We start from the raw sequence: 16158 nt of genomic DNA on the forward strand, positions 1-16158 counted from the left end.
CCGCTGGAACAGCTCCCACAACTCCTCCGGCACCAGCCGCTCGACCATCTCCACGGCCGCAGACTACCGGCGCCAACCCAAATGAGATGACGTCTAAGGGGCGAGGGTGGTAGCTCCGGGGGTTGCCGACGGCGCTCGGACCGGGGACGTCTCCTAGATCCGGAAGGGTGAAGCCGCTGTCGGCCTCGTACTTGAGCTCAACCTCCACGTTGGGCCGCCAAGTCCATCTCCCCATTCGAAGACTCGTTGTCCCCAACGCCCGTCCCCACACCGCGGCCTCCCACCGGGTCGGCGCCCATATCGAGGCGCCGACCCGGAGCGGCCGGGATGGGGCATCGATCAAGTCGAGGGGTCAGGCTCTGGCCGCCGCCCCGTCCTGCGGATCGAGGGGGTGTTACCAGCGGTACCAGCGGCCGCGCCTCCCGGATGCGCCCGTGCCACGGGCGACGAAGCCCAGCAGCCACAGTGCCAGGACGATCACCGCGAGGATCCAGAGGACTTTGAGCGCGAAGCCGGCGCCCAGCAGGACGAGGGCCAGCAGGAGAACAAGAATCATCAGCCAGGGCACGTGAACCTCCTTGTTTCGTATTCGGCGCGCAATCTCCCCAGCGAGCTGACGTTCACGCCGAACCCAGGTCACGGTTTCGAATCACTTGGTTCGTTGTCGCTCCTTCACGGCTGGGGACACGCGGCCAGAGATGCCGCTGCCCGCTTGACGGCACCGGCACGAGGGGTGGAGAAGGCAGACGGCCAAGACCAGAGAAGCCGGTCCGTTGTGTTCTGCGGCGGCCATAAGGTGTGGGCGGCAAACCCAAGCATTTGGGTCGAGCGCGGCGTCTTCGGGCGGCTCGTCCCGGACACGGCCGCGACGGGCCGACGTCCTCAACGCCGTGGAAGGAGATCCAGGTGACCGTGTCGCGCCAACGTCCGGACCATCCGGCAAGCCCCGTGCAAGGGCTGGACAAGGATCGCAGTCTCCACGTCCGGCGTGCTCTGGAGCGGCTGATCGGTGTGGCGGCGACCGAAGGCAACGCCGTCCTGCCGCTGCGCAACGGCGACGCGATCTTCCCGGCGATGCTGGACGGCATCGCGAGCGCGCGGCGCACCGTGGACATGATGACCTACGTGTACTGGCGCGGTGACATCGCGCGCCGGTTCGCGGACGCGCTCGCCGATCGGGCCCGCGCCGGTGTGCGGGTCCGGTTGCTGCTGGACGGTATCGGCAGCTGGCAGATCGAGAAGGACCTGGTGGAGCGGATGAGCGAGGCCGGCGTCACCGTCGCCTGGTTCCGCAAGCCCGCCTACCTGTCGCCCTTCAAACAGAATCACCGCTGCCACCGCAAGGTGCTGGTGGTCGACGAGCAACTTGCTTTCACCGGCGGCGTCGGCATCGCCGAGGAATGGTGCGGCGACGCCCGCAAATCGAACGAGTGGCGCGACACCCACTTCGAGGTCCGAGGGCCCGCTGTCGACGGAATCGCCGCCGCGTTCGCCCAGAACTGGGCCGAATGCCACAACGAACTGTTCGACGACCGCGACCGGTTCGTGCAGCAACCCCCGGCCGGGCAGGCCGTGGTCCAGGTGGTGCGGGGATCGGCCAGCATCGGCTGGCAGGACATGCAAACCCTGATGCGGGTCATCCTGGAGCTGGCCGAAAAGCGGCTACGGCTGGCCTCGGCCTACTTCGCGCCCGACCCCTACTTCACCGAACTGCTGTCCCAGTGCGCGCGCCGCGGGGTCCAGGTGGAGATCCTGCTGCCGGGCCCGCACGCCGACAAGCGCGTCAGCCGCCTGGCCAGCCAGCGCCACTACGCCTCACTACTGGAGGACGGGGTGAGGATTCACCAGTTCCAGCCGTCCATGCTGCACACCAAGATCGTCACCATGGACGGGATCGTGTCCCTGGTCGGGTCCACCAACTTCAACCGCCGCTCCATGGACCACGACGAGGAGGTCATGCTCGCGGTCCTGGACCGTGACCTCACCGCCACCCTCGACGCCCACTTCGAGCAAGACCTCGAACGTAGCCAAGCCATCAAGCCCGGCCAGTGGGAGCGACGCCCGATGCGGCAGCGCGCCAAGGAACTGGCCATCACGCCGATCCGCCGCTTCCTCTGACCGCGCCCCTCACAGGGCGGGCGACTCGATGCGGGATGGCCTCAGGCAGAGTGGACCCCTACCAACCTCGACTGATTCAAGAAAATTGGTCAGTGTGTAAAAACGCGGATCCACCTCTGGACTCCCAGCGGATGCTGCGTGAAGCCGCTTTGCGGGTGACCCGCCCGCAGCTGGCAGTGCTCAGCGCGGAGTACGCGCATCCGCATGCCGACACCGACTCGACCATCCGTACGCTGCACGGGGAGTCCCCGAAGGTGTCCCATCAGACCGTGTACCACTCGCTGCAGGCTGACGGCGGCGCGCCTGGTGAGGCGCATCAAACCATCCGGCTCCGTGGCGCGCTACGAGTCACGGGTCGGCGACCACCACCCACCTCGCGCGCCGGCAGCGGCCTCGAGAGCGCCACGCTCGAAGTCGTCCAGACGCTTCAACGGGTCGGGGGAGCACTGCGGTTCGTCCCGCCCAAGACCGATGACTCCAAGCGCAGGGTTCCTCTCCCGGACCTGTGCATCACGGCTCTGTGCGAGCACAAAGTGAGGCAGGAGACCGAACGGACGGACGCCTGGCCGAACTGACAGGACTTCGGGCTGGTCTTTCCGTCCCGCCTCGGCACTCCCATGGAGCCGGACAACCATCGCCGTAGCTGGGGCCGTATCCGTGCCGCTGCGGGCCTCGGCTCGATGCGGCTGCACGACATGCGGCACACCTGCGTGTCGCTCCTGTTGGACCTCGGCCTCCCACCGCACATCGTGCGAGAGATCGTCGGCCACAGCGACATCGAGGTAACGATTGGCCATGACGTTCGTAAGTGGCCCCGGCAGGACGTCTTAAACTGGCCCCGCTGGTGGGGCCAGTTCGGAACGTCATGAGGGTTTGAAGTGGCCCCGTGGGACGGCTTGGTTCGGCCCCGGGCTAGTGGATCTAGCCGGAATGTCCGGGGGTATTGTCCTGTCTCAGTGATCTCGGCCCGTTCTCAAGGAATCTGGCCCGTTTGCTGGGTTCGTCTCGCTACAGCTGGCTGTTCCAGGGAGGGAACTGATGACGGACAAGGTCATCAAAGACAAAGTGCTGTGCTACGTCGTTCGTGATGGATGCTTGCTGGTCTTCCGTCACACTGATTACAGCTACGAGGAGGTCGGAATTCAGGTCCCCGCCGGAAGTATCCGACCAGGCGAGACTCCGCAGGATGCCGCCCTGCGCGAGGCAAGGGAGGAGACGGGGTTCACTCAGTTCAGGATCGTCCGGAAGTTGGGTGAGGTCACCTACGACATCAGCCCCTACCGATTTGAGATCCACCGCCGCCACGTCTTCCAACTGGAGCTCACCGAACCCACCCCGCAGCGATGGGCCAGCCAAGAACTCCACGACGGTGAACAGGACCCCACCAACTTCGAGTGCTTCTGGATCACGCTGGAAGCGGCTCACGTCCTTCAATCCGGCCAAGGCGCACTACTCGGCGCGCTCTACGACTGACAGCATCCATACCCCGACTACCGCGGGAACTGCCGAACTCATGGCTGAGCAAGACCTATTGGCAAAGCCCGCCCCCCCGCCGAACAAAGCCCACCTCTCACGGCTCCGCTTCACCACTCAAAATTTCTCTCCCAGGCCACGGCCCTGGCCCGAGGGACATCCCCGGCACGGGGCATCCGGCCAGATTCAATGAGACGCCCCGAAGAGAACAAACCGCCGGGTCTGGTTAGATGAGAATCAAGGCCGCCTGCCGTCTCAACTAAACTGGCCCGCCCAGCTCAGAGAGTCCCACCGGGCCAGCTTCTCTGAGACAGGACGGTTATCTGGTGGTGGCGAGGTTCTGGCGGGCTTTGGAGTGGGCGAGGCGGTAGGACTCGCTTCCGGTCTCGATGATGGTGCCGTTGAAGGTGAGTCGATCGATGATGGCGGCGCAGAGCCGGGGATCGGAGAAGGTGTTGTCCCATTCGCTGAAGGAGGCGTTGGAGGCGATCGCGACGCTGTTCTTTTCCTCGCGTTCGGTCAGAACCTGGAGAAGCATTTCGGCGCCGCGGCGGTCGACTTCAAGATAACCCAGTTCATCGATGCAGAGCAGATCGGCGCGTCCGTAGCGGGCGATGGTCTTGGTGAGCTGTTTCTCGTCGGCTGCCTCGACCAGTTCGTTGACGAGCTTGGCGGCCAGGGTGTACTTGACCCGGTATCCGGCCATGGCCGCCGTAGTGCCGAGCGCGATGAGCAGGTGGGACTTGCCGGTGCCGCTGTCGCCGATCAGGCAGAGCGGCTCGCCGCGGCGGACCCAGTCGCCGGTGGACAGGGTGTTGATGACGGCGGGCGGGATGTTGGGATTGGCGTCGTAGTCGAAGTCGCGCAGCGACTTTTCACGGAGGAAGCGGGCGGCTCTGATCCGGCGTTCGGAGCGGCGGCGGTCGCGGTCTTCGCATTCGGCCATCAGCAGCTCGGCCAGGAATCCGCGATAGGTGAGCTGGTCGCGTTCGGCGCGGTCGGCCAGGTCGGTGAACTGGGCGCGGATGGTCGGCAGGCGAAGTGACCGGCAGGCGGTGTCGATCGCGGCGTCGACGGCCGGGTCGGTCAGGTTGTGCTGGCGTGTCATCGCGGTCCTTCCTTCCGGGCGTCTTTGCGGGTGCGGTGCAGCAGTTGGTCCCAGTTCTCCAGGCGTGGCGGCGGCCGGGTGTCGTGCAGCAGGGCGCGGCGATGCTCGTCCAGGCTGGTCACCGCAGGCTGGTCGGCCTGCGCTGCCGGTGGTGGCGGCTCCAGGTCACTGGTGACGGTGGGTGAACGGCCGTGGGTCTCGGCGGATTTGCGGGCCTCTAGCGAGATCGCGTCGATCGAGACGGTGCCGGTCTGCAGGCAGCGGCTGATGCCGGCCAACACGTCGTCGCCGTGCAGGTGGCGGTGCAGCAGCAGGACTTGGACCAGGGTCTTGGTGCCTTCGCTCTCGCCGAGCCGCCCGGTGGCCTGGGCCCACAACGCCTCATGGACCGCGGTGAAGACGCCTTGACGGCGGGCTTGGTCCAGTGCTTCGGATCCGGCCAGCGCTCCAGGCTTGGTCAGCAGCACCTCCAGGTAATGGTCCAGCACGATGCGTTCGGCGCCGTGGCCGCTCAGCCGCGGATGCTTACGACTCAGGATCCCTGTTGTTGTGCTGGCCTTGGGCGGGTCAACATCGACCCACATCCGGTTCGTTGCACACGGGTCCAGACCAGCCCCGACAGCCGAGCGCGCGGGACTGTACGGTTTCGGTGTGTCTCCTGATCATGGAGTGACACCTGATGATGACCGAAGTGAAGACGGAGGCCGTGGTGGCCGAGCCCGACGAGAAGCTCGGTCCGCTGGCCGTGGTGGAGCAGGAGCTGGTCGGCCGGCTGGTCGCCCAAGCCCGTGAGCAGGGCCTGGAGCTGACCGGTGAGGGCGGTCTGCCGGCCGAGCTGACCAAGCGGGTGCTGGAGTCCGCGCTCGAGGGCGAGCTCACCGACCACCTGGGCCGTGACCGCCACGTACGGGCCGGTGAAGGCGGCGGGAACGTCCGTAACGGGCATCGGTCCAAGACCGTGACCACCGAGGTCGGGCCCGTCGAGATCGACGTCCCGCGGGACCGGGACGCCACCTTCGAGCCGAAGATCGTCCGCAAGCGGCAGCGGCGCCTGACCGGTGTGGACGACATGGTGCTGTCTCTGAGCGCGAAGGGCCTCACACACGGAGAGATCTCGGCGCACTTGGCCGAGGTGTACGGCGCCTCGGTGTCAAAACAGACGATCTCGACCATCACCGACACGGTCCTGGACTCGATGACCGAGTGGCAGAACCGGCCGCTCGACAGCGTGTACCCGGTGATCTTCCTGGACGCCGTTCACGTCAAGATCCGGGGTGATCTCACGGGGCGTAAAGAGTTCGTTTTCGGAGAAGGTCAAGCTTTGCTCTTCCGAACATTTGGCGTTTCAGCATTTTCACGCAGTTGACATGCCCTTCGACCGGGCTGGAGCTATGGGACATGGTCAATCCGTTACGGACGGCATCGTAGTTACGCCGCGGTTTCGCGCGAACCCGGCTATCGCGGTGAGAGCTTCCTTTTCGACGCGGGTGATCCAGTCATCGAGCCGGTGGCCTTCGAGTTGGGTGAGCATCACAACGAAATCCTTCACGTACCTGGTCGGCCTGCGCAAATCTCGGCTGAGACGCTGCATCTCCCGGAATCTAATGGTCGACTCCTGGTCGAGGTTTTCGGGATTGGACATGATCCAGCGTGTGAGGTCCCGGACGGCCGGTGGCCGGGGAGGCGGAATCTCGACCTCGCTCGTTCCAGCAGGTCGGAAACGACGTAGATAGCGTTGGACTTGTTGTGCTGTTCCGCGATAACCCAGTGCGGTGATCTCTCTGGTGAGTTGGGTGGCGTTGCGGATGCCCTCGTTCTACCTGCGGTGCAGATGCTCGTGATAGCCGTCTAGAATGCTGGCACGCTGCTGGTTGGCCGCGGTGCCCTCCTCGACCGTCGCATTGGCGTATTTGCGGACCGTCGCCTGATGCAGACCGAGCCGCCGTCCGGTCGCGGCCTTGCTCAGTCCCTGCTTGAGCAGTTCGTGCACAGCGGCATGATGCTTCCGGCCACGACCTGCAGCTCACGATGATTGACCACCGTGGGGGCGTCGCTGGTGCGCCGTGACTCCACAGCGGCCGCCAATGCCGCTGCCAAGCCCGCCCGGGCTGCCGAGACGTCCTTCTCCACCGCTTGGCCGAGATTGCGCCACAAGTGGAAACGATCAGCGACTTGCAATGCGTCCGGCGCTCCCTGCCGGGCTCCCTCCGCGTAACCGCCGGCTCTGTCCCGACAGATCACCTCCGGCAGCGGCCGGGAACGCAACCATGCGGCCAGGGCATCGCCGTCCCGGCCATCGATCAGGTCGACCGGACGCCGCGTTCCCAGATCGATCAGGATGGTTCCGTAGTTATGTCCTCGCCGAATGGCGAAATCATCCACTCCTAGGACCTGAACCTGGCCGACAGGTGGATCCGGGATCGCTCTGACCAACCGCAAGAGCGTGTCCCTGCCGACTGCGATTCCCAAGGTCGCAGCCATCCGAACTGCTGCCCGGCCGGCGAGTGCGAGCCCGATTTCGGTGAGCAGGTTACGCAAGGACGTGGTTGACCGGGCGTAGGGCCGAGTCAGTCCCGGGATCTGCTCGGTGAACGTGTTCACCGAGCACTCGCTGCTCACGCACCGGAAACGGCGAACTCTCAACTCAAGTCTTACGGAACAGCCGGACGCGGCGACGTCTTGGAGGCGCCGCACATACCAGCCATGCCGTCGACCCGACACCGCCTCGCAACGCGAGCATGACGCGGCCACCGCCTTCGCCCTCGCCTGGACCACCACAGCGCCGTCACGTCGTTCGCAGAGCTCCACTTGCAGCGATGCCCATCGGGGGAAGAAAAGCTCGACAACATCTGAATCACACAGAGATCATCTTCGCGCATCAGGTGCGCCGAGATCACACGGTTTGCGACAGAGCCAAGGTGCGCGACAACCACGTGGTGCAGAACAAGCCCGCCTATATCGCGGTGGGTATCGACACCGATGGGCACAAACATGTGCTGGGCATCTGGCTGGCGCGCACCCCGGCCGCCACCGCCACCGCCACCGAGAGCTGGCGGTTCTGGACCTCGGTGACCACCGACCTGCGCAACCGCGGCGTCCGCGACATCCTCATCGCCTGCTGCGACGGCCTCAAGGGCTTCGAGGACGCCATCAACACCGCGTTCCCGGCCACAGTGGTGCAAACATGCGTCGTCCACTTGATCCGCAACGCGCTGCGGCCGGTCGCGCGCAAGGACACCGGGGCGGTGGCCAAACAGCTGAAGAAGGTCTACACCGCCGTGGACGCCGACGCGCCGCTGGAGGCCCTGGCCGAGTTCGCCGACACTGATCTGGGCCGCAGGTATCCCCAGAGCGTGCGGGTTCAAGGACGCCTGGGACCGGTTCACGCCCTTCTTCGCCTTCACCCGCCCGGTCCGCCGCCTGCTCTCACCACCAACGGGATCGAGTCGCTGAACTACCAGCTCCGCAAGGTCACCAAGGCCCGCGGGCACTTCCCCACCGACGACGCCGTGGTCAGCTGCTGTGGCTGGCCATCATCAACATCGAGGACAAACGCGCCCAGGAACGCGCCGTCAAACGTCACAACGGCGACAAGCACGCCTTCTCAGCAGCACGCCTCGTCGAGGGACAACGCGTCGCCGGATGGCGTGAAGCGCTCAACGAACTCGCCGAGGCCTATCCCGGACGCATCAGGTAGAGCGGACTTCACCATCTACCTGCAAGGACTTTCCACACCTGAAGTTACAAGCTCTCGACCGTTCCGTGCTGAGGTGACGGTCGGCGAGCTGGAGCGGTGCTTCCGTCCGGATGCGAAGGCGCGGGCGGTGGTGTCGGACAAGCGGCGCCCGGCGCCAAGTTCGGGTGCGCGGTGCAGTGGGGCACGGTCCGGAGGTTGGGGACGTTCCTCGTGGACACTCCGCTGAAGGTTCCGGCGGAGTGGTGGACTTCGCCGACCCGGTCTTCATTCGCGACGGCGACGTGTAGACGGGCGCCGGACTGAGCGCGTGCCTGGACCTGGCGCTCGCGCTGGTCGCCGACGACCACGGGCAGGACGTCGCGCTGCGCGTGGCACAGCAGCTGGTGATTTACCTGAAATGGCCCAGCGGGCAGAGCCAGTTCAACGTTTCGCTCACCCGGCCTCCAGAGCCATGGGACAGGCTGTAGTCCGCAACCGCCCCAGTGACGGCGTTCTCATCAAGGACTTCACGAACCCGGTGGGCTCCACGTGCTGATTGGCCTCGCCGGGGCCGGCGCCAGCATCGTCATGCAGCTGCGCCAAGTGCTGACGAGCCCGGCCGTGGCGCAGGGCGAGGCGCCGCCCACAGCCGATGTCATCATGCGGGTCGAGGACGCCCGCGCCCTCGCAGCGCCCAGTCAGGTTTGGTTTCTGCTGGCCATCTTCTTGTACGGAGACTCGTTCGGCTGGTGGAACGCAGTCGCGCTGGCGCTTGTGGTGGCGGCGGTCATCGCGCTCTGGCTGATCCGGAGCGCCGGTGTCGCGAACGGCGGCGCGGCGAGCCATGGCCACCCGATGATCGTCATCGACGCGGCATCGCCGACGCCGCCCTTCGAGCAACTCCGGGCCCAGATGGCGTGGCAGATCCAGGACCGCTCGCTCGCCGTCGGCACGAGGATGCCGCCGATCCGCCGGCTCGCAGCCAACCTCGGCCTCTGCGGGGCTGGGTGACTTCAGGCCACGGTCGATCAGGTCCCGCCGCTTCCAGCGGTGCAGGCACGACTCCGCGATGCCCAGAGATGCGGCCACCTCCCGCACCAATCGTCCCGACTCCAGCTCATCCAGGGCACGCCGACGAAACTCCGGCGAGTAAGGCCTGGGCACGAGAACTATCTCCTTCACAAGATCGCCGAATCCTACCCCTCTCAACATCCAAGCCCGTCAAACGGGGGCAACATCAAGGTGTCCGGTGGACGGGGGAAGCTCAGTTCAGGTAGATCCGTCACGCCGCTGTCCATGTCCCGCGTGATCTCCAGCCTCAGCGTGGGGATAGGGCACCTCGCTCTCGCCTGGAGCGTCATGAGCACGGGGTACGGAGCGCGCGAAAGGTCGATTGTCCTGGCCTGCAACGCGTTCCCCGCACTAATCATCCTCTGCGGCGGCATCATCGGCGACCGCTTCCGCCGCCACGTGCTTAGTCGCCGACCTCCCGCGCACCGCGGCCGGAAAGCTCATCCACGGACGCCTCACCGACATGACTCTCACCGACTCCACCACCGACTGAGGCGCGCAGCGGGGCGACCTCGGCGATGAGGTCGCCCCCAGGCGCGCACGTCGGCGCGCGAGCCGCTGGCCGGCCGGGGCTTCGCCACGTCGCGCTGAATCGTTGATGGCTGCCTATGCGCGGGCCTGCTGGAGCCGTGCCAGCTTCTTGGCCGCGCTCCGCCGTTCGGGGGAGGTGATGTCGATGCCCGATCCTGCGCCCAGGCCGGGAGTGTCCTTCCAGCCTCGGATCTCCTGTACGACCTTGGCCAAGCGCGGGTTTCCGGGCTTGAGAGCGATGTAGAACAGTGATTCGTCCGGTCTGCGGTCGTCGCCACCCCAGCGGACCACGCCGTCGAGTTCGGCGAGAATGTCACGGACGACGAGTTCTTGCTGGGGGTAGAAGCCACCGCGGGCACCCGCCGGGTAGTGGCCCGGGCGGATCTGCACCGCCGTCCCGGAGGCCTGGTTGGACTCTGCCAGTTTCCGCTGTACCGCGGACGGGGCACGCCATCCAACCACCTCCTCCGCACTGAGGAGGGTGTCGATCTGGTAGTGGAAACGGCGGATGACATGGACGAGGACGGTCTCGACCTCTCCCATACGAACCTGAAACTCGATAGGAGTGCCCGGGGCACGGCGGGTGTAGACGTGGCCGTGGTCGTCTGTGATCTTCTCCATTTCCCATCCGTTCTTCGACGGGATGCCGGTCGAAAAGTGTTTCGCACGCTGGCGGGCCCGCTTCTCGGCCTGTTCTAAATCTCGACGAAGTCTGCTCAAATCCGGTTTACCAGCGGTTGCGTAGGCCGGGCTGACCAAGAACTGTGATCCGACGGCAGCTCCTGCTGCGATGAAGGCGGCACGCTGCAGAGCGGCGCGTCGTGACAGGGGGGCCATCACTTGGTGTCCTCCTTGTGCTGGAAGAGCAGAAGTCCGGTCAGCACGACGGCGCAAAGGCCGAGCACAGTCACGGACAGGTTGACGTAAGACGGGATGATTGCCTCGACGGTGTGTCCGTCGCCAGTACGGCAGCCGAAACGCAGTGGGACGAAGGACGGTTCGTATCCGGCCAGGCGTTTCGCGCCCACCGCCTCGTTGCACGCCTTGGACTGGTCGGGATCGTCGAAGAAGAGCAGGGGGAGCACGGCCCAGGTGTAGATGCCGATCGTGGCCGCCCAGGCCAGGACGGCTCCGGCTTTGAGCGTCGCTGTGGCTGTTCGCAGGCGGGAGGCACGTACGAGCAGGCGCACACCGTAGAGCACCAGCCAGATAGTGGCCGGGGTCCCGGCCAGGATCAGCAGCAGCACTGCTACAGGGTTGTGGCCGGCGTAGGGTTCGTCTCCTGACACCGCTCCCCTTAAGAGTTCCGGGCGATCGAGTTGTACTTCTCCATCACGTAGTACAGGCCCATGCGCTTCTTCGCTTCACTGAAAGCCGGCTCGGCAGGCCCCTGATAGCGACGCAGAACTTCGTAGATCTCCTTGTCGGTGTAGTCCAGACTGGGTCGCCGAAGTGCCGGAGAGTTGTCGTCGCCGCCCGGCTTCCCGTCGATGTCCCACATGTGGATCATGGCGACACTGGTGAGCGCGAACCCCTCGTCCTGGTTCGCGTCTCTCCAGATGCCGTACTTGTCGGCGTCCTTGTTCACGTCGAGGATCGGGCGACCCGTGACATATCCCTGGCGGAGGCAGTGGTTCCATGCCCCGATGAGGGTGAAAGCCCGCTGCTTGCCGATGCCGGTGGAGGTGTCTCGGATGTACTTTCCAGTGACGGCGTAAGCGGCGATCACAGCCGCCCACGCGCTCTCGTCGGCCGGGTCGATGTGCCGCATTTCCCAGTAGGTCGTCGTCTGGATTAGCGCCTTGCGCATGTTGTACTTGTTCGACAGACTGGTGATCAGTGCGTCATGGTCGACTACGGTGGTCTGGAAGCACTTCCAATGCCGGTAGCTCTTGGTGCCGCCATCGTTCGGGTAACCGAGGGACTCCATGTACTTGCCGACATCGGTCTGCATGGCGGAGATGTCCGCATTGAGTCGGGTATCGGGTTTGTTCGCTCGGGGCGCGTTAAAGGTCCCCTGGCCGATGTCCCGACCGGAGGCGATGTTGTTGTCGATCTCGATCTTGCCGGCGCCGGACCCGATAGTGCGCGTGACGATCTGGTCGTACGCCCAGTTCGCAGGGAGGGGATAACCGAAATTTCCGGAGAATCCGGAAGACATGTCGGACACGAATGAGGCGGACGCGTGGCCGGCGTTGGAGACGCGGGTGCAGACGTTACGTGGTCCGTAAACGCCGACCGCGAACCTGTTGCCGTCGTCGGCGACCGCGTCCTGGATCCCCTTAAAATGGGGAAGAACGGCGTTGGTGACATCCTGGTCGAGCGCGTCGAAGTCAACGGCGAAGAAGATCCGTGTTCCCGCCTTGAAACCGTGGTCGAGGGCGGCGTTGATGGCGGCCTGGGCCGCGGCGCGTCCGAGTGGATAGCTGAAGTCCTCGACGCCGCGTCCGTAGGTCTGATAGATCGGGAAGCAGCGTAATCCGTTGTCGGCGATGGTCTGCAGTTCGCCCGGCTGGACCACTTTCTCTGGCAGCGACGTCGTGCTGGGATTGGTTAGATAGCGGCCGACGTAGGTGATTCCGTTTTCCTTCAGTGTTTTGGCCCGGGCTGGGGTAATTTTTGTGACGCCGTCGCATGCCGCGCCTTTGCGATCCTGATCTCCGTAGGAGACCAGCAGCGAGGCCCAGGTCTGAAAATCTCCCTTACCGGTGACTGGAAGTTTGACGAAATCCTGGAACTCCCTCACCCGCTGGGCGAGGTTGGCGTCGAAGGAGGCAGCGAACGGGACGGGGCGCTGGTTGAGCACCATCCCGGCAGAGAATAGCGAGACCCACACTCCCATGTCACCCGAAGCGATGGTGTGAGATTTCAGGCCGGCCCGAGTCCCCGGGCCGAAAACACCGTTGGCCGTGCCATCGGCCATACCCAGTTCATACTGGATGGCGAAAAGCATGAATTTGGCCACATCTCGGGAGTTGTGGCCGTCACACGGAATGATGAAGTAATCTCTGCGGTTCACGTAGCGGCCGTTCAGCCAACGCTGAACGCTGCGGATTGCCTCGGAACCGGAGTTGATGGTGACATAGGCGTCCATGTTTAGGAGCCCTTTGAACACCTTCGGGGTGAGTTCGCCGCCAGGGAAGGCGAGGTCCACACCCATGTTCGTCTTCAGCGTGGTCATCGCGGTCTGGACGCGAGAGTTGTATTTCCCGTCGATCTCACCTCCGTCATAGCCTTTGCAGTACAGGCCGGATTGAATGATCTTGCAGAAATTTTCATTCGGGACGGTCGACGCGTTGAGGCTCGGATATTTCGAGCTGAGTGTGGCCAGGGTCGTTAAACCGAAGGCGTCGGACACAGGTGAAATTCCGAGTTCGACCTGTAGCGCCCGGGTGAGGGCGTACATGGTCTTCCAGCCTGTCTGGCCGTCCTCCTTGACAGTCATTCCGATCCGGCCACCATAAATGTTATTGACGAACTGCTGTGCTTTGCGCACCATCTCGTCGGCCAACTTGAATTCTCCTTCACACCTAGACCTTGCTGGCTAATGCGGATCGCCGTGTCGATGGCGTCAGGCCGAAGCTTCCGATGCACCCCAAAAAGGAGAGCTCGCCTGCCACCTTGTTGGTCGCGGGGCGCAATCTTTTTGTCACTCAAAGTCAGAACTCGGGGTTGAGGTGCGGCGGTTCTTTGAATACTCTCAACGAAGGAAAAGTTTTATGATGCAGTGAACATAGATTGGAATGCCGGATAGGACAACGTGATGTAGATCACAGTGAAAGCACTTCGTCTTCGACTGTGGGCGCCAAGGTCACAGCGTGATCAGAAGGCGTCAATCGCGCCCACGCGAAGCTCAGCGGCCAAGACATGGCGCGTTCTGCATAAGCTACGCTGCTGCCCGCATAAGGCCGGACAACGCGCCTAGGCCATCCACGTACTGCAGGATCGTGAGATTCAGGCCACCGCCCGAGGATGAAAAGCGCGCGTTGGACCGATCGAAAAGCTAGCGAGCTTCAATGGCTAGAGTTACCGGTTGTGGCTTGATGGTTACTGGCCCTGTCGGGTGTGGGTGGGTTACCTCGGGTGGATACGGTATGGCGAGGGCGGCGGGTTGACCGCTGCGGAGCGGGCGCGGCGGGCGCTGCGGCTGGAGGCCGCCCGGTTGTTCGAGGAGTGCTTGCTGTCGGATGCGCAGATCGGGCGCCGATCCCGGGTGTCGCGGATGTCGGTGAACCGGTGGCGGCGGGCCTGGCGGACCGGCGGGACGGCGGCGTTGGCGTCCAAGGGACCCGGCGGCGCGAAGTGCGAACTGAGCGATGCCCAGGTGATCCTGTTGGACGGGGCGTTGGAGCTGGGGCCGGCCGCGCACGGCCGGCCCCAGGACCAGCGGTGGACACCGGCGCGGATCGGCGGAGGTGGCCTGGGGCCGGTTCGGGTCTCCTGCACCCCGGCCGGGGTGAATGTGCTGCTGCACCGGATCGGGTGAAGCGTGCAGATGCCCTCGCGCAGCGCAGCCGAGCGTGACCAGCAGCGGGTCGACCGGTGGCGGGCGGAGGTGTGGTCGACGGTGGAAACATCGCGGCGGACTCGGGCGCCTGGACCTGCTTCGAAGACGAGGCCGGCCAGGGGCTGAGGTCGCCTAAGGCACCACCTGGGGACGACGCGGACGCACGACGGTGGTGCGCGTCACCTCCCGCGGCACCCACCGGATCCCGCCGGCCACGCCCGTGGCGGTCGAACCCGGCCAGCAGCCCCGACTGATCTACTGGGCGCACGCCTACCGCGGCTGAGAAGACGAGAGGAAGAAATTCGACGAAGCCGACTGCATCCGCCTGGTGGATGCCGCTCACCAGCAGCTCGGCGGACCGATCGTCGTCGTGTGGGACAACCTCGGGCACCCACCGCTCGGACCGGCTGCGCCGCTATCCGGCCGCCTAGGATCGGCTGACCGTCTTCCACCTGCCGCCCCATGCCCCCGAACCCAACCCCGTCGAGGGCGCATGGTCACACCTGAAACGGTCCATGGCAACGCCCACCAAGCACACCCTCGACCAGCTTATGCGCCTGATCAAAACAGCCTGAAACGCATCCAGCTTCCGCCCGACCTACTCAACGGCCTCCTCACCCACACCCACCTGCCAATCGGTAACCCGACTATCGAACCTCTCTAGGTCTGCCGGCCCTCAAGAATCGAAGGTCACACTCCGGCGTAGAGCGGCTTCTTCCCGCGATAACGCGAGGTCGGCTCGGCCAGAACAAGGCTAGTCAATGAAAAGTCAGCTCCGAGGCTTGACCGGTGAGGCTAACTGAATACATAGTTGATCAACCCCGCGAACCAACGCTTGTGCTGTGCCTCCCACACTCGTGTTCGAAAGGGGTGCTCCGTGTACGACGTCGGCCCGTTCCGCCGCCGCAGGCGCCGCCGTCCCCGTTAGTAAGGGATTCGTTCTCAGAGGAAGTAGCCCTTCTTTCGTAAATCATTAAGGGCGTTACTCCCCCTCTGCCGCTGAGTCCGAGCTCTCTCCACGGCACGGTGCCGCCCCTCTCGATTTATGGCTGATACAGCGACTCTGCATGAACCGCAAGCGAAAGGGAAAAGGGATGAAGACGAAAAAAGCTGGCCTGACGGCACTTTCCGTTGCACTTGTCGCCCCCGCGTTAGCGCTAGTGTCCGCGCCGCCCGCCATCGCGGCCGGAGCGAATATAAATGCCGGGAACATTAACCCCGACTTCTGCGGTAAGTACATGTGCCTCTACTACTCCCCGAACCTGCGGGGCTCGGGGAGCGGTATCTCGGACGTCGGCCACTACCCGAAGGCGGAACCGGACCTTAGCTGGTACACATTTTACAATATGAACCGCGGAGGCGCGGGGCACAATCAGCCTGTACGCAACAACGCGGCGAGCATGGGAAATAGCACCACCAACTGCAATGTGACCACGTGGGTTTACCCGAACTGGGGTGGAAACTTCAACTGGCTCCACAAACGCAAGTGGGGGAACCTCACCGAGGGATCGGTCCTGCTTCGTAACAATGAAGCATCTATCGGAGCCAATACCTGCACCTGACGCCCGGTCGGCCTGGGCGTTCCATCACGATGGGGAAGGCCCAGGCCGATCCGCACTGGGCTGGACGAGATGGCGAGGCCTGACCAAAACGCAAGGCACCCGTGGTGAGCGC

General features: G+C 64.6%; 17 protein-coding genes and 3 pseudogenes. 10 read left to right on the forward strand and 10 right to left on the reverse strand.

Going from position 1 to position 16158, the window contains the following annotated elements:
• Nucleotides 1–394: 394 nt before the first annotated feature.
• Nucleotides 395–568: a hydrophobic protein gene (locus BZB76_RS30965; protein ID WP_117404706.1), complete on the reverse strand. Its 174-nt coding sequence runs from the start codon at nt 566–568 to the stop codon at nt 395–397.
• A 338-nt stretch (nt 569–906) separates the two neighbouring features.
• On the opposite strand from BZB76_RS30965, the gene BZB76_RS30970 reads away from it, so the two are divergent.
• The 4 genes and pseudogenes from BZB76_RS30970 (at nt 907) to BZB76_RS30985 (ending at nt 3591) form a co-directional block, all read left to right on the forward strand.
• On the forward strand, nt 907–2118 hold the full coding sequence (locus BZB76_RS30970; RefSeq protein WP_121438002.1) for a phospholipase D-like domain-containing protein: 1212 nt from the start codon (nt 907–909) through the stop codon (nt 2116–2118).
• A gap of 131 nt (nt 2119–2249) precedes the next feature.
• Nucleotides 2250–2487, forward strand: a pseudogene (locus BZB76_RS36770) (Fur family transcriptional regulator); the annotation flags it as partial.
• Nucleotides 2488–2705: 218 nt separating this feature from the next.
• Nucleotides 2706–2987 (forward strand): tyrosine-type recombinase/integrase, encoded by a 282-nt coding sequence (locus BZB76_RS36185; RefSeq protein ID WP_281273936.1) that lies wholly within the window; start codon nt 2706–2708, stop codon nt 2985–2987.
• Between the two features lie 169 nt (nt 2988–3156).
• The gene (locus tag BZB76_RS30985; protein WP_121438003.1) at nt 3157–3591 is read left to right on the forward strand and encodes an NUDIX hydrolase; all 435 of its coding nucleotides are present in this window, start codon (nt 3157–3159) and stop codon (nt 3589–3591) included.
• Nucleotides 3592–3910: 319 nt separating this feature from the next.
• Here the strand turns inward: BZB76_RS30985 and istB are convergent, their stop codons facing one another.
• Nucleotides 3911–4699 (reverse strand): IS21-like element helper ATPase IstB, encoded by a 789-nt coding sequence (gene istB / locus BZB76_RS30990; protein ID WP_121438004.1) that lies wholly within the window; start codon nt 4697–4699, stop codon nt 3911–3913.
• Nucleotides 4696–5283, reverse strand: a complete 588-nt coding sequence (locus tag BZB76_RS30995) for a hypothetical protein (protein ID WP_121438005.1) — start codon at nt 5281–5283, stop codon at nt 4696–4698. Before BZB76_RS30995 ends, istB begins: the two co-directional genes overlap by 4 nt.
• 98 nt (nt 5284–5381) lie before the next feature.
• Between BZB76_RS30995 and BZB76_RS31000 the strand changes: the two are divergent.
• Nucleotides 5382–5972 (forward strand): annotated as a pseudogene (locus BZB76_RS31000) (transposase); the annotation flags it as partial.
• A gap of 129 nt (nt 5973–6101) precedes the next feature.
• Here BZB76_RS31000 and BZB76_RS35450 read toward each other — a convergent pair.
• From BZB76_RS35450 to BZB76_RS35460, 3 genes are all read right to left on the reverse strand, one after another.
• Nucleotides 6102–6341 carry a hypothetical protein gene (locus BZB76_RS35450; protein ID WP_211343279.1) on the reverse strand — a complete coding sequence of 80 codons (240 nt, stop codon included), beginning with the start codon at nt 6339–6341 and terminating at the stop codon, nt 6102–6104.
• 174 nt (nt 6342–6515) lie between these two features.
• Nucleotides 6516–6689, reverse strand: a complete 174-nt coding sequence (locus BZB76_RS35455) for a hypothetical protein (protein WP_211343280.1) — start codon at nt 6687–6689, stop codon at nt 6516–6518.
• A complete protein-coding gene (locus tag BZB76_RS35460) occupies nt 6662–7507 on the reverse strand; it encodes an ISL3 family transposase (protein WP_337959799.1) in 846 nt (281 codons plus the stop codon). Before BZB76_RS35460 ends, BZB76_RS35455 begins: the two co-directional genes overlap by 28 nt.
• 8 nt (nt 7508–7515) lie before the next feature.
• Between BZB76_RS35460 and BZB76_RS31010 the strand changes: the two genes are divergently transcribed.
• Together BZB76_RS31010 and BZB76_RS36190 are read left to right on the forward strand one after the other, a co-directional pair.
• Entirely contained in the window at nt 7516–8622 is a 1107-nt protein-coding gene (locus BZB76_RS31010) for an IS256 family transposase (protein ID WP_170180845.1), read from the forward strand.
• 302 nt (nt 8623–8924) lie between these two features.
• Complete coding sequence (locus BZB76_RS36190; protein WP_246007333.1) at nt 8925–9386, forward strand: hypothetical protein; 462 nt, start codon at nt 8925–8927, stop codon at nt 9384–9386.
• 51 nt (nt 9387–9437) lie between these two features.
• On the opposite strand, the pseudogene BZB76_RS36780 reads toward BZB76_RS36190, so the two are convergent.
• The 4 genes and pseudogenes from BZB76_RS36780 to BZB76_RS31045 form a co-directional block, all read right to left on the reverse strand.
• Nucleotides 9438–9587: pseudogene (locus tag BZB76_RS36780) on the reverse strand (hypothetical protein); the annotation flags it as partial.
• A gap of 465 nt (nt 9588–10052) precedes the next feature.
• Nucleotides 10053–10598 carry a hypothetical protein gene (locus tag BZB76_RS31035; RefSeq protein WP_246007334.1) on the reverse strand — a complete coding sequence of 182 codons (546 nt, stop codon included), beginning with the start codon at nt 10596–10598 and terminating at the stop codon, nt 10053–10055.
• Nucleotides 10599–10813: 215 nt separating this feature from the next.
• Nucleotides 10814–11224: a hypothetical protein gene (locus tag BZB76_RS31040; protein WP_211343282.1), complete on the reverse strand. Its 411-nt coding sequence runs from the start codon at nt 11222–11224 to the stop codon at nt 10814–10816.
• 50 nt (nt 11225–11274) lie between these two features.
• The gene (locus BZB76_RS31045; protein WP_121438010.1) at nt 11275–13488 is read right to left on the reverse strand and encodes a glycoside hydrolase domain-containing protein; all 2214 of its coding nucleotides are present in this window, start codon (nt 13486–13488) and stop codon (nt 11275–11277) included.
• Between the two features lie 600 nt (nt 13489–14088).
• On the opposite strand from BZB76_RS31045, the gene BZB76_RS31050 reads away from it, so the two are divergent.
• The 3 genes from BZB76_RS31050 (at nt 14089) to BZB76_RS34395 (ending at nt 16046) form a co-directional block, all read left to right on the forward strand.
• The gene (locus tag BZB76_RS31050; RefSeq protein ID WP_211343283.1) at nt 14089–14463 is read left to right on the forward strand and encodes a helix-turn-helix domain-containing protein; all 375 of its coding nucleotides are present in this window, start codon (nt 14089–14091) and stop codon (nt 14461–14463) included.
• A 473-nt stretch (nt 14464–14936) separates the two neighbouring features.
• Complete coding sequence (locus tag BZB76_RS36785; RefSeq protein WP_420534842.1) at nt 14937–15059, forward strand: hypothetical protein; 123 nt, start codon at nt 14937–14939, stop codon at nt 15057–15059.
• Nucleotides 15060–15551: 492 nt separating this feature from the next.
• On the forward strand, nt 15552–16046 hold the full coding sequence (locus BZB76_RS34395; RefSeq protein WP_147449611.1) for a hypothetical protein: 495 nt from the start codon (nt 15552–15554) through the stop codon (nt 16044–16046).
• Nucleotides 16047–16158 lie beyond the last annotated feature (112 nt).

Source organism: Actinomadura pelletieri DSM 43383 (assembly GCF_003634705.1).
GTDB lineage: Bacteria > Actinomycetota > Actinomycetes > Streptosporangiales > Streptosporangiaceae > Spirillospora > Spirillospora pelletieri.